Here is a 12,340-nt window from a genome sequence, read left to right as displayed (position 1 = left end):
AATTGTATCTCTAATATTAATTTCTGAATTGGATGATAACGAAAATAAAAATGGTTCGAAGTGTATCGCAAATCAAATCTGCCATCATATTTTCTGAAGACCATAATAAGTAGGAATTCACTCGTGTAAAGAGACTTTTGTCACAATACAAATGAAACGTTTCATAAATTTTTTCTGTTGGTTGTTATTTGTAACAGGATAATGTGATCGTGATAGATATTTTTGATCTTGGTAAAATATTCACTATAAAAAAAATGAAATTAAGATGAAATATTTTGAAAGCAAGCAATAAACTACCTTATTCTACTAATGGAAATAACTATCGTGTTTCCTTAGTGCTTGTAACATAAAATTAACATTAGTGGCCTTTAGAATATACAGATGGCGGTAACATCGTTGTGATGTGGTAATAAAGCAGTAGAGAATTGTGTTATTGATATGAAGAGGAGTGAAGTAAGTTAATAGGTATAACGTGTTGGTTTTCTGTCATTTTGAGCGCACTGCAGATAATGAGTTATTAGGGCGCACCACCGATCTTTGAAAACAGCCGTAAGGTTTCTCGTCTCAATGCTCTGAAATCATTCAGATTACGTTTAGTGATGCGCCATACCGTCAATGTCGGCAATTGCCAATTTAGCCTACTTAAAAAGGGCGGTAACTTGCTCAGGTGGACGACCTAAACGCGCTTTATTGCCAACGACCACAATAGGACGTTCAATTAATTTAGGGTGATTATGCATGGCCTGAATTAATGCTTCTTGTGAGCTCTCATCAGCAAGCTTTAGGGTTTTATAAATTTCTTCTTTGGTGCGCATTAATTTTCTTGCATCGTCAAAATCTAGCGCTTTGAGTAATGCTTTTAACTCATCGACAGAAGGCGGCGTATCTAAATAATGAATAACGTCAGGGGTGATATGCATCTCTTCTAATAAATGTAAGGTTTCACGGCTTTTAGAACAGCGCGGATTATGATAAATCGTTACTTTGTTGGTCATATTATCCCTTATTTAAATTGACTGTCTTTATGTTGAAGTTTACGCAATTGATCAATACGTGCATCAAAACGAGCTTGCTCATTACTGCCTAATTTTACTTGACGACTCGCATCACCAAGATAACGAATGGCAGTTTCAAAATCTCCTCGTAATGCCAAATCTTCAGCGTAAGCTGCAAGCTCTTGGGCTCGATTACCTTGTTTTGCCGCATTTTCCGCCACCAACTGCCAACCAATAGGATCGTCAGGGTTGTCAAAGGTATAGCGATATAATAATCGATTAGCTTCGTTATATTGCTTATTTTGCATATAAGCATTAGCTAAATTAACCGTCAGTACTTTGTTATTAGGTGATTGCTTAAGCGCTTGTTGTAAACGTGTTATCGCTTCTGCAGCACGGTTTTGCTCTACGTCAATATCGGTAATGGCATCAATAAGCCAGATATTATTTGGCTCTTTTGCCAGCATAGGGGCGAGTATTTTTCTCGCGTCATTAAATTTACGATCACGAGAATAGAGTAAGGCTTGTGCATAATTGGCGGCTGATTTTTCTAATTCCGTTCCTTGCCTAAACTGATCCAGTGTGGTTTGCAAGGCGTTACTTGATGTGGGGTTTTTCTCAAGCATAGTTAATACCCGCATTTTAGCATAGAGAAAATTAGCCGATTGTGGCACTTTGCGCGGAGCATATTGCGCTGCACGGCTACGTGCATCAGATAAACGGCTGTCAGGTAAGGGGTGCGTTAATAGCATTTCAGGCGGCTTAGAACTATAGCGCACTTGGTCTGCTAAGATCTGCATAAAATTAGGCATACCTTGTGGATCAAACCCTGCACGATAAAGAGTTTGTATTCCTATCCGATCAGCTTCTTGTTCGTTCATTTGCGTGAAGGTGATCATGTTTTGTTGCATCCCAGCCATACTTCCCGTAAAGGTGGCTAAACCGGCATTGGGGTTAGCCATAAATATTAAAATAGAACCTAATATTCCAGCCATAGCCAGTGGCGTGGTTTTAGACTGATCTTCTAACATTCTTGCAAGATGACGCTGGGTAACGTGAGAAATTTCGTGGGCGATAACAGAAGCTAATTCACTTTCATTGCGACTGTATCTAAATAGTGCTGAGTGCAATACGATATTGCCACCAAAATAAGCAAAGGCATTAATATTGGGGTTATTCACTAAATAAAAGTGAAAGGGGGTTTTTACCGAACTGGCATTAGAGACTAATCTTTGACCTAAATTATTGATGTAATTAGAAAGTAGAGGGTCAAAAACTAATGGTGCACTATTTCTTAATTGGCGAGTATAGTAATCACCCATAGCGATTTCTTGATTGATACTCAATGTTGAGCCTGCTGTCGTTCCCATATCGGGCAGGGTATCTTCAATATCAATCGCAGCGTGAGCAGGCAACACTGATGTTGATAGCAAAGTAGAAACAAGAAGCGCGACCAATGGTTTTTTAAGTCTGAGTTTCATACAACAACATCCTGATAGCTATCTTAACGAAAAATTTATAATTAATGATGTATCATAGCAAAAGCTAACGTAAAATCCGTCAAAAGATTATTGATTATGTAAATCAATACATATAGATATATTTGACTTGTTATTATAAAGGACCTCTATTTTCATGCTGGACTTGCTTGTTCAATGGTATAAACGTCGATTTGCTGATCCCCAAGTTATCGCGCTGGTGGTGATCTTAATTGCCGGTTTTTCAATTATCTACTTTTTCAGTGGCATACTTGCACCATTATTAGTCGCCATTGTATTAGCTTATTTGCTGGAATGGCCAACACACTTACTTGAGAAGCTAGGATGTGCACGAATTTGGGCTGTATCAATCGTTCTGACACTATTTATAGGTATTAGTGCCATTGTTATTTTGATTTTAGCGCCAACGGTATGGCAACAAGCCATGACGCTAATTTCAGATATCCCTAATATGATCAATAAATTCAATGCATTTGCTCGAGAATTACCTGAGCGATTCCCCGCATTAATGGATGTTGGCATCGTGGATATGATGGCGGAAAACTTGCGCAGTAAATTTTCAACGGTGGCAGAGTCAGTGTTAAAAGTCTCTTTAGCCTCTTTAATCGGCGTTATCACGCTCTCTATTTATCTGATCCTTGTGCCATTAATGACGTTCTTTTTATTAAAAGATAAGCAACAAATGCTCAATGCTGTCCGTCGGGTATTACCCAAAAATAGAATTCTTGCAGCACAAGTGTGGATTGAGGTTAATCAGCAAATCACCAACTATATTCGTGGTAAGGTTACCGAAATGGTGATTGTTGGTGTATTTACCTATTTTGTCTTTGCTTTTTTTGATTTGCGTTATTCAGTCTTATTAGCGGTTTTAGTTGGCGTTTCGGTTTTAGTGCCTTATGTGGGGGCGGTACTCGCAACTATTCCAGTCATTGTAATTGCACTTTCTCAATGGGGATTAGGCTCTGATTTTTGGGCGCTATTTATCGCTTACTTAGTGGTTCAAGGTTTAGATAGCAACTTATTAGTACCGATATTATTCTCTGAAGCTGTCAATATGCACCCCTTAGTCATTATCTTATCCGTGATTATATTTGGTGGTATGTGGGGCTTTTGGGGGGTGTTTTTCGCCATTCCTTTAGCGACGTTAATCAAAGCAGTATTACATGCGCTGCCTGATGAAATTGCCAATGAGCCACCTTTAGAAACATTAGAAAAGAAAAAGTAATAAAGTAATCATAGACGCGATTTATCATCAACTTATTGATAATAAAAAAACAGACAGCGATAGTTAATGGCTGTCTGTTTTATTTATCAGCATTAAGCTGTGATCATAAACTATGGGTGTGCAGCTAAATAATCGATAACCACTTGGTGGTGATTGCTGGTTTTAAAATTATCAAACACATGTTCAATCACACCGTTTTTGTCAATTAGGAACGTCGTACGATGAATGCCATCGTAAGTTTTCCCCATAAATTGTTTTTCACCCCAAATGCCAAATTGCTCTGCAACTTTATGATCTTCATCAGAAAGTAAGGTGAAGTTTAACATCTCTTTTTCGGCAAAACGGGAAAGTTTTTCTGACTTATCAGTACTAATTCCCAATACCTCGACGTTGGCTTTTTTTAGTGTATCCATCTCATCACGTAAGCCACAAGCTTGCGTTGTACAGCCTGGTGTCATCGCTTTTGGATAAAAATAAACGAGCACACGTTGGCCAGCAAAATCAGACAGATTAATGATTTCTCCATCTTGATCAGGCAGACTGAATTGAGGTGCCTTATCACCGGCTTTTAATGGGTTCATTACCTAATTCTCCATTCTTTTATTGTTTCATCATCAGACTATTTACGATACTTATTGTGCCTTGAGCGTTTAACTCTGTACATAATTGATTGAATTTCTCATGAATAACGAGACCATGATCATCTAACGGATTATGGGCCGTGATCTGAATTTCTAAACGAGCAGGAGTACCATCCTCAGAAGGATGAGTTTTAGAAACTAATTCTGCAAGATTAAAGTGATGTTGACTAAATAAATTGGTAAAACGTTCAACAATGCCGGGGGCATCTTCTATATCTACTTTTGCAGTAATGGTTGATGGGTAAGAGACTGGCGCACCCATTTTGGTTCTTTTCATCACAGTCAATAAATCAAGTTCTGCACTTTTTATCGGCAGTAATGCTTCAAGTTGGGCAATCGCATTCCAACCACCAGAAAGTAGCATGATAAACGTAAATTCTTGACCGAACATCGCAAGCCGGCTGTCTTCGATATTACATCCGCATTGGCTAACTAATTGCGTAATGGTATCAACGATACCAGGACGGTCAGTCCCTAATGCAGTGAGTACGAGAAAATGTTTATCAGGTATAGGCAAAATAGGCTTCCTTTTGACTTTCAGTTTATTCCTAACAGGTAAACACAAAATTTGATTTCTGCCAAGATCAGAAGCGCACTATCTTTCATTATTATCTCTCTTTAATTCAAATCAAAGAATATTAGCAAATTTCATTAGAAACCTAGAGTTAAGTAGTTTTCAATAGAGCAATGAATGAGTACCATTGTGTATAAGTCTATCTCGGAGCAATGAATTATGGTAAGTAACAATTTTGATTTTACAGGCAGTATGGTGGCATTAGTCACCCCTATGGATGCGAAAGGCAATGTTGACCGAGTTAGTTTACGCAAGTTGGTCGATTATCATGTTAAAGCGGGTACAGATGCTATTGTCTCTGTGGGAACAACGGGAGAATCGGCAACATTAAGCCATGATGAGCATGTTGATGTCGTATTAATGACTCTGGATATGGCTGATGGTCGTATTCCTGTGATTGCAGGCACGGGGGCTAATGCAACTTCTGAAGCTATTTGGTTTACACAACAGTTTGAAAATAAAGGTATTGCAGGGTGCTTAACGGTTACTCCATACTATAATAAACCTTCCCAAGAAGGGCTTTATCAACATTTTAAAGCGATTTCTGAAAGCACGGCTTTACCCCAAATCTTGTATAATGTGCCCGGCCGTACAGGATGTGATTTATTGCCAGTAACAGTTGCACGTTTAGCTCAGTTGGATAATATTGTGGCAATTAAAGAGGCGACAGGGAACTTAAGTCGTGTTAGTCAAATCCAACAGTTAGTTAATGATGATAGTTTTATCTTATTAAGTGGAGATGACGCATCCTCATTAGACTTTATGCAACTTGGCGGTCATGGTGTTATTTCGGTTACTGCTAACGTTGCTGCGTTAGAAATGGTAGAATTATGTCGATTGGCAAAAGCGGGTGAGTTTGCAAAAGCACGTGAACTTAATCGACGCCTGATGGACTTACATCATCAGTTATTTGTTGAACCTAACCCAATCCCAGCTAAATGGGCGTGTCAACGTATTGGATTGATTGAAGACGCCACATTGCGCTTACCGATGACTCCATTAACATCAGCGGGTCAGGATATCGTAGAGAAAGCGCTGTTAACAGCGGGAATACTGTAAAACTTAGGGAATTTTAATGGCAACACTATTGCATAAATCAAAGATTATGAAAGTCGCGGGTCTGTCGCTGGTGGTTTTATTGGCAGCCTGTTCCAGTGATCAGCGCTATAAACGTCAAGTCAGTGGTGACGAGTCGTATTTAGAGTCAGCAGCGCTAAAAAATTTAGTTGTCCCAGCGGGTATGGTGTTGCCTTTGCAAAATGGGGAATATGATATTCCTACGCCTAAAAAGAGTGAGCCTGTGGGTTTAGCATTAGATATTCGCCCACCAACACAGGCTTTAAACTTATTAAGTGGCTCACGTAGTGAGAATAATGCGGGTAATAGCCGACTGTTATTACCCAACACGCCCGAAAATACCACCTTATACGAGCAAGTTTCTGCTGTTTTAGCGGATAAAGGTGTGGCACTGGCTAAAAGTGATGCAGGACAAAAACAGATTGTTACCGATTGGATCACTTGGACTCGTGCTGATGAAAATGTGCCTTTCCAAAGTCGCCATAATTTAGCGATAAGCCAGTCAGGTAATGTTGTGATATTAACGATTACGAATACTGGGTTACGCCAAGGTGAAAACGAGATTTCCGATCCAATGGAAGTGAAGCGTTATAACACCTTACTATTAAATGAAGTGGTTGACGGTTTAAACCGCATGCGTAACTTAAGTGAAAATAGCGCAACGAGTAATTTGCAAGGTATTATCGACGTACAAACGGGAAGTGATAATGCTGGGCTGCCTGTCATTATTGTTCGAGCACCATTTGATGTTGTATGGGATAGATTACCTATCGCGCTAGAAAGCGTGGGAATGAAAATGGGCGATCGTACTCGTTCGAAAGGTTCAATTGAAGTGACTTATAAAGGCTTAAGTAGTGCAAGTTGGAGCACGTTAGGGGTTGATAAACCAACAATTAATGAAGGGGATTACAAACTACAAGTCGGTGACTTAAATAACCGCAGTAGTTTGCAATTTATCAGTGATAAAGGTAAACCTCTTACACAGTCTGAAAATGATCAGATGGTTGCTGCAATGAAAGCGGCCTTTAGTAAACCAATAAAATAAAAGCTCTTTTTATCTATTAAATATCAGGCCGTACAGAAAATGTACGGCCTTTTTATCACTCAATTCACTTATTTCTCTTATTGATTAGAGTCGCTAAAAAATAGTCGACAGTGATATTTTTTAGTGATCCCCTCCACGTTTTAAAAGCTTTTTTATCCAATCTAGAGTAGAGTATGGAAAGCAAGTTTCTTGTTAAACCTATCACATCTTTGGAGTGTGTCAGATGCAAAAAAAAGCTGAGTTGTATCGTGGTAAAGCGAAAACAGTTTATACCACTGAGTCTTCTGATTATCTTATTCTTGAATTCAGAAACGATACATCAGCGTTAGATGGCCAACGTATTGAACAGTTTGATCGTAAAGGAATGGTGAACAATAAGTTCAATTATTTCATTATGAACAAATTGGAAGAAGCGGGTATCCCAACGCAGATGGAACGTTTGCTCTCTGATAATGAAGTGCTAGTAAAAAAACTCGATATGGTGCCTGTTGAATGTGTTATTCGTAACCGAGCGGCTGGATCACTGGTTAAACGTTTAGGTATTGAAGAAGGTACTGTCTTAAACCCACCTATTTTTGATCTCTTCTTAAAAGACGATGCCCGTCATGATCCGATGGTTAATGAATCTTACTGTGAAACTTTTGGTTGGGTATCAAAAGAAAACCTCGCAGAAATGAAACGTCTTAGTTATAAAGCAAACGATGTCCTCAGTGAACTGTTTGATAAAGCCGGTCTGATCCTCGTTGACTTTAAATTAGAGTTTGGCCTCTTTAACGGTAAAGTTGTGCTGGGGGATGAATTCTCACCAGATGGTAGCCGTTTATGGGATAAAAACACCTTAGATAAAATGGATAAAGATCGCTTCCGTCAAAGTTTAGGTGGATTAATTGAAGCCTATGAGGAAGTTGCACGTCGAATTGGTGTTTCTTTAGACTAACTGCGCAATCGATTACGTCAGCAATATTATCCATAAAAGAAAAAGGTCAGCTTAAAAACTGACCTTTTTAATATGCTATAAAGAAAAATTAACTAAGATGAATTGAAAGTGACTAATGGGTGCTATTATTTTGCTCTTAAAAAATAGGCAATAGTGATGAGATAATTTTTGTTATTATCTAAGATAAGTTGTCATCAAAATGACCTAGCAATTAAAATTAAGTGAATTACATAATGGGGAAGGGTTATGCGTTGGAATGATCGCCGAAGAAGCAATAATGTTGAAGATAGAAGAGGGCAGCCTTCTTCTGCATCCGGTGGTGGTAATCTCCCATTAGGATTAATTGCACTATTATTGCGTACAAAATATGGCTTTGTGATCATTATTATTTTGGTGATCGCAAGCTTTATGGGGTTTGATTTTAATTCGCTTACAGGGCAAACATCACAACCAACACAAAATAGCCAACAACAATCCGCCCTTTATAATGAAGCGGCAGATTTTAGCAGTGTTGTATTAGCCAGTACGGAAGATTTTTGGCAAGGGATGTTTGCCAAAGCCGGCGAACAATATCGTGATCCTAAATTAGTGCTATATACCAACAGTACCACAACGCAATGCGGTACCGGCACTAAAATGATGGGGCCTTTTTATTGTCCTGCAGACCAAAAAATTTATCTCGATCTCTCTTTTTATAATGAAATGAAAAACAGCCTTGGTGGGGGTGGAGAGTTTGCTCAAGGTTATGTGATTTCTCATGAAGTGGGACATCATGTTCAGCATCTACTTGGTATCACCACACAAATGCGTGAAAAACAGCAAATGGCACGTTCAAAAGTGGAAGCAAATCGCTTATCAGTAAGACTAGAACTGCAAGCTGATTGTTTTGCGGGTATGTGGGGGCGCTTTATTGCCGGTGAAGGCCGTGTTGATGAAGCGGACTTACTGACGGCCATTAAAACCGCACAAGCTATCGGTGATGATAGGCTGCAACGCCAACAACAGGGTTACGCTGTACCGGATAGCTTTACTCACGGCACTGCAGAACAACGTAAGACATGGTTTATGCGCGGCTACAATAGTGGCGATATTAAATCTTGTGATACATTTGCTTCTTCGTCATTGAACTAATAACATCTCACGCTTAAATGATATTAGAATGATTCAGAGAAAGAGAAGGATTATAAAAATAGATGAGTAATGTTGATCCCTCATTGCTAATTTTGCTGGTACTCGCAGGCCTGGGCATTATTAGTCATAATATGACTGTCACTTTAGCAATGATCTTTTTATTGGTTATTAAAATCACACCGTTAAACCAATATTTTCCATTAGTCGAAAAATACGGTATGACCATTGGGATCTTGATCCTCACCGTAGGTGTTATGACACCGATTGCCACAGGCCGCATTTCCGCACAAGAAGTTTTCAATTCTTTTTTAAATTGGAAATCATTACTAGCGATTGCAATTGGTATCATCGTCTCTTGGTTAGGGGCACGAGGGGTGTCACTTATGAATAACCAACCGTCAACGGTAGCGGGTTTACTCGTAGGAACCGTTATTGGTGTCGCCCTATTTAGGGGGGTTCCAGTAGGTCCACTGATTGCTGCGGGGATCCTTTCGTTATTGATAGGTAAGTCATAGTAGTGCCATCTTTAGATTTATTGCGCTATCAACAAGCCTTCGCTCGACTAGGCCAGCGGCGATTACTCCTTTTAGCGGGGAGCTATACATGGCAAAGGGAACAACTTCGAGCTATCCAACAGCAGTGTAAAGGCGATTGGCTAATACTCTCTTCAGAGATGTCTGAGGCGATAAAACCAGAACATGCTCATCAACTATTAGGCCGTGAATATCTTCACGCTGTATTTGACGCTAACCATGCTTTTAATGCTGATGCACTAGCGATGCTAACGGGAACGTTGAAAGCAGGAAGTTGGCTTATCTTATGTTTACCCGATATTGTTCAGTGGCAACATTATATTGATAACGATAGTCAGCGCTGGAATGATGCGCAAGGGGTTATATCTACTCCCCATTTTATGGCTTGGTTAGCAAAAATTACACTCGCAGATAAACAGGCCATTATTTGGCAAGCATCGCAGCCCCTTGTTCTACCCGAAATAAAAAATACAGGCCAACAGTGGGCGTTGCCTCAAGGGATGCCAACCATACAACAGCGACAGTTATTAGCGCATCTTTTACAGGCAAAATCCGGCGTATGGAGTATCACGGCACCAAGAGGCAGAGGAAAATCAGCGTTAGCAGGAATGTTGATAGAGCAATGGCCTGGCTCAGTGACGGTTTGTGCCCCTGCGAGAAACAGTATTGAAGTGCTATTATCTCATACACATAAAACCATCGAGTTCTACTCACCGGATAATTTGTTAGCCCTTTGTGATACAGAGCATTTGTGTCGAGATTGGTTAATTATTGATGAAGCGGCGACTATACCCATTGCTCAACTGATAGCTCTTTGTCAGCACTTTCCTCGAGTGTTAATGACCACCACGGTACAAGGCTATGAAGGAACAGGGCGCGGTTTTATTTTAAAACTGGGTGATAGCATTCCAAAGTTACAAAATTATCAACTTACTGTACCTATTCGCTGGGCGCAGGACGATCCACTCGAAAATTGGCTTAATCAACTGTTGTTACTTGATGAGCCTTCTTTTCATCATGCTAACCAATCTGGTGAGGTGGTGATCACCTCATGCCAGCATTTCGATAGTGAACAACGAGCCAATTTTTATCAACTTTTAACCAGTGCTCATTATCGAACCACGCCTTTAGATCTTCGACGTTTATTCGATGGACAAAAACAGCACTATTGGTCTGCATTTATTCATCGGCATCTTGTTGGGGCGGTGTGGTGTATTGAAGAAGGGGGACTAGCGAAAGCCTTAGCACAAGATGTTTGGCGAGGTATACGTCGACCAAGAGGTAATCTTGTTGCCCAATCGTTAGTCACTTACGGCTTATCCATTGAGGCAATGTGTTTAACTTCATTACGCATCAGCCGAATTGCGGTATTGCCAGCATATCGACGTCAAAAAGTCGCTGCAAAATTAGTTGCGGATATTGCTAAGCAGTGCCAGAAACAGAATATTGATTACCTTTCTGTCAGTTTTGGCTATACCGACGCATTAGCCAATTTTTGGCAACAATGTGGTTTTTATCTGGTGAGATTAGGCGTTCATAAAGAAGCCAGCAGTGGCTGTTATACTGCTATGGCTATTTACCCAATCAGTGCTCAGGGGCAGCAATTATTACAAGTTGCACAACAAGCACTCGCATTACAAAGTGATTATATCACTCAGCAAACAGGTATCTCTCTTGCTACTGCATTGCCTAACGCCAGTGCAGCAGATCACTGGCTGATGATGGCAGGTTTTGCTTTTGCCCATCGCTCTGTATTAACGGTATATCAAAGTGTTGGTTATTTTCTGCAAGGTGATAGATCACGCTACCCGTTATTAGTGGCATTTTTTATTGATAAGCAATCTATAGAGGCCTGTGTAAAACAATTTTCGTTATCGGGCAAGAAAGCCCTTGTCACGACACTACGTCGGCAATGCCAACAACTGATGGCAGAAAAAGATGAGCAATTAGCACAGGCTTACCAACATTGGTTAACGACTACTTCTTCTGGTCATTTTTGTTGGGCCAATCGTCCTCATCATCCCATTTATCATTAAAATCGCGATGGGGAGGCAGTTTCCGTTTATTTTTTAGAAACTGTTTTGGATCTATTTTATTCATATCTTTTATGGCATTAATAATTATTCCAACTAAAAGAATTAAAATAACCCACCAATAGTCAGTGATCCAGTGCATAAACCCGCCTTATGTTTTAAAATTGTTATTGAGAATGAGGAGCTTTTTTATTTACTCTTTACCCTAGAGCGACCAAGCATAATTTGGAAAGCATAACATGAAACGGATATTATTGATTATAGCAGGGTGGTTATGTGTTGGATTAGCCACATTAGGTGTTGTTTTACCTGTGTTACCCACAACACCATTTTTGTTATTAGCAGCATGGTGTTTTTCTCGCTCATCAACACGCTTTCATCACTGGTTGCTATATCGCTCTTGGTTTGGTGGTTATTTGCGTTATTGGCAAACCTATCGCGCCATGCCTAAGGGGGCTAAGCCGAAAGCTATTTTAGTCATTTTAGTAACTTTTGCTATCTCGCTATGGTTGGTCTCAATGTGGTGGGTGAGAATTTTATTGCTGATAATTTTAGCCTGTCTGTTGATATTTATGTGGAGACTTCCTGTAATAGATAAACAAGATGTCTCCTGAGATAATTGACATCCTCCACGCCCTAAAGGACGTGGA

The 12,340-nt window shown here is 39.8% G+C and carries 13 protein-coding genes; 8 read left to right on the top strand and 5 right to left on the bottom strand.

All coding sequences use genetic code 11. The features are described 5' to 3' along the window. Nucleotides 1-638: 638 nt before the first annotated feature. Both arsC and HMPREF3129_RS00425 read right to left on the bottom strand, forming a co-directional pair. Nucleotides 639-995 (bottom strand): arsenate reductase (glutaredoxin), encoded by a 357-nt coding sequence (arsC, locus tag HMPREF3129_RS00430; RefSeq protein ID WP_004243423.1) that lies wholly within the window; start codon nt 993-995, stop codon nt 639-641. A gap of 8 nt (nt 996-1,003) precedes the next feature. Further along, nucleotides 1,004-2,476: a beta-barrel assembly-enhancing protease gene (locus tag HMPREF3129_RS00425; protein WP_004243422.1), complete on the bottom strand. Its 1,473-nt coding sequence runs from the start codon at nt 2,474-2,476 to the stop codon at nt 1,004-1,006. A gap of 154 nt (nt 2,477-2,630) precedes the next feature. Here HMPREF3129_RS00425 and HMPREF3129_RS00420 point away from each other — a divergent pair, with 154 nt between their 5' ends. Beyond that, entirely contained in the window at nt 2,631-3,719 is a 1,089-nt protein-coding gene (locus HMPREF3129_RS00420) for an AI-2E family transporter (RefSeq protein WP_004243419.1), read from the top strand. Nucleotides 3,720-3,829: 110 nt separating this feature from the next. Here the strand turns inward: HMPREF3129_RS00420 and bcp are convergent, their stop codons facing one another. Further along, on the bottom strand, nt 3,830-4,300 hold the full coding sequence (gene bcp, locus HMPREF3129_RS00415) for a thioredoxin-dependent thiol peroxidase (RefSeq protein ID WP_004243417.1): 471 nt from the start codon (nt 4,298-4,300) through the stop codon (nt 3,830-3,832). Nucleotides 4,301-4,319: 19 nt separating this feature from the next. After that, nucleotides 4,320-4,877: a glycine cleavage system transcriptional repressor gene (locus tag HMPREF3129_RS00410; protein WP_004248283.1), complete on the bottom strand. Its 558-nt coding sequence runs from the start codon at nt 4,875-4,877 to the stop codon at nt 4,320-4,322. Nucleotides 4,878-5,093: 216 nt separating this feature from the next. Here HMPREF3129_RS00410 and dapA point away from each other — a divergent pair, with 216 nt between their 5' ends. The 6 genes from dapA (at nt 5,094) to HMPREF3129_RS00380 (ending at nt 11,693) form a co-directional block, all read left to right on the top strand. Continuing rightward, nucleotides 5,094-5,993 carry a 4-hydroxy-tetrahydrodipicolinate synthase gene (gene dapA / locus HMPREF3129_RS00405; protein ID WP_004243415.1) on the top strand — a complete coding sequence of 300 codons (900 nt, stop codon included), beginning with the start codon at nt 5,094-5,096 and terminating at the stop codon, nt 5,991-5,993. Between the two features lie 16 nt (nt 5,994-6,009). Further along, a complete protein-coding gene (gene bamC, locus HMPREF3129_RS00400) occupies nt 6,010-7,056 on the top strand; it encodes an outer membrane protein assembly factor BamC (RefSeq protein ID WP_036918501.1) in 1,047 nt (348 codons plus the stop codon). A 223-nt stretch (nt 7,057-7,279) separates the two neighbouring features. After that, nucleotides 7,280-7,993: a phosphoribosylaminoimidazolesuccinocarboxamide synthase gene (purC, locus tag HMPREF3129_RS00395; RefSeq protein WP_004243413.1), complete on the top strand. Its 714-nt coding sequence runs from the start codon at nt 7,280-7,282 to the stop codon at nt 7,991-7,993. A gap of 246 nt (nt 7,994-8,239) precedes the next feature. Further along, on the top strand, nt 8,240-9,124 hold the full coding sequence (gene ypfJ / locus HMPREF3129_RS00390) for a KPN_02809 family neutral zinc metallopeptidase (RefSeq protein WP_004243412.1): 885 nt from the start codon (nt 8,240-8,242) through the stop codon (nt 9,122-9,124). 62 nt (nt 9,125-9,186) lie between these two features. Beyond that, complete coding sequence (locus tag HMPREF3129_RS00385) at nt 9,187-9,639, top strand: DUF441 domain-containing protein (RefSeq protein ID WP_004243411.1); 453 nt, start codon at nt 9,187-9,189, stop codon at nt 9,637-9,639. Between the two features lie 2 nt (nt 9,640-9,641). Then, nucleotides 9,642-11,693, top strand: coding sequence for a tRNA(Met) cytidine acetyltransferase TmcA (locus HMPREF3129_RS00380; RefSeq protein WP_036918498.1), 2,052 nt, complete (start codon nt 9,642-9,644; stop codon nt 11,691-11,693). Here the strand turns inward: HMPREF3129_RS00380 and HMPREF3129_RS00375 are convergent. Next, nucleotides 11,635-11,832 carry a YpfN family protein gene (locus HMPREF3129_RS00375; protein ID WP_004243408.1) on the bottom strand — a complete coding sequence of 66 codons (198 nt, stop codon included), beginning with the start codon at nt 11,830-11,832 and terminating at the stop codon, nt 11,635-11,637. The genes HMPREF3129_RS00380 and HMPREF3129_RS00375 overlap by 59 nt on opposite strands. 97 nt (nt 11,833-11,929) lie before the next feature. On the opposite strand from HMPREF3129_RS00375, the gene HMPREF3129_RS00370 reads away from it, so the two are divergent. Beyond that, complete coding sequence (locus HMPREF3129_RS00370) at nt 11,930-12,304, top strand: DUF454 family protein (protein WP_004248280.1); 375 nt, start codon at nt 11,930-11,932, stop codon at nt 12,302-12,304. The last annotated feature ends 36 nt before the right edge of the window (nt 12,305-12,340 follow it).

The organism is Proteus sp. HMSC14B05, from assembly GCF_001808035.1.
Classification (GTDB): domain Bacteria; phylum Pseudomonadota; class Gammaproteobacteria; order Enterobacterales; family Enterobacteriaceae; genus Proteus; species Proteus mirabilis.
The sequence above is the reverse complement of the archived record's forward strand: the minus strand, read 5'-3'. Positions and strand labels throughout refer to the sequence as shown.

Excerpts from the sequence above, each read along its gene's own strand:
- arsC (WP_004243423.1), bottom strand. The coding sequence starts at position 995 with ATGACCAACAAAGTAACGATTTATCATAATCCGCGCTGTTCTAAAAGC.
- HMPREF3129_RS00425 (WP_004243422.1), bottom strand. The coding sequence starts at position 2,476 with ATGAAACTCAGACTTAAAAAACCATTGGTCGCGCTTCTTGTTTCTACT.
- HMPREF3129_RS00420 (WP_004243419.1), top strand. The coding sequence starts at position 2,631 with ATGCTGGACTTGCTTGTTCAATGGTATAAACGTCGATTTGCTGATCCC.
- bcp (WP_004243417.1), bottom strand. The coding sequence starts at position 4,300 with ATGAACCCATTAAAAGCCGGTGATAAGGCACCTCAATTCAGTCTGCCT.
- dapA (WP_004243415.1), top strand. The coding sequence starts at position 5,094 with ATGGTAAGTAACAATTTTGATTTTACAGGCAGTATGGTGGCATTAGTC.
- bamC (WP_036918501.1), top strand. The coding sequence starts at position 6,010 with ATGGCAACACTATTGCATAAATCAAAGATTATGAAAGTCGCGGGTCTG.
- purC (WP_004243413.1), top strand. The coding sequence starts at position 7,280 with ATGCAAAAAAAAGCTGAGTTGTATCGTGGTAAAGCGAAAACAGTTTAT.
- ypfJ (WP_004243412.1), top strand. The coding sequence starts at position 8,240 with ATGCGTTGGAATGATCGCCGAAGAAGCAATAATGTTGAAGATAGAAGA.
- HMPREF3129_RS00385 (WP_004243411.1), top strand. The coding sequence starts at position 9,187 with ATGAGTAATGTTGATCCCTCATTGCTAATTTTGCTGGTACTCGCAGGC.
- HMPREF3129_RS00375 (WP_004243408.1), bottom strand. The coding sequence starts at position 11,832 with ATGCACTGGATCACTGACTATTGGTGGGTTATTTTAATTCTTTTAGTT.
- HMPREF3129_RS00370 (WP_004248280.1), top strand. The coding sequence starts at position 11,930 with ATGAAACGGATATTATTGATTATAGCAGGGTGGTTATGTGTTGGATTA.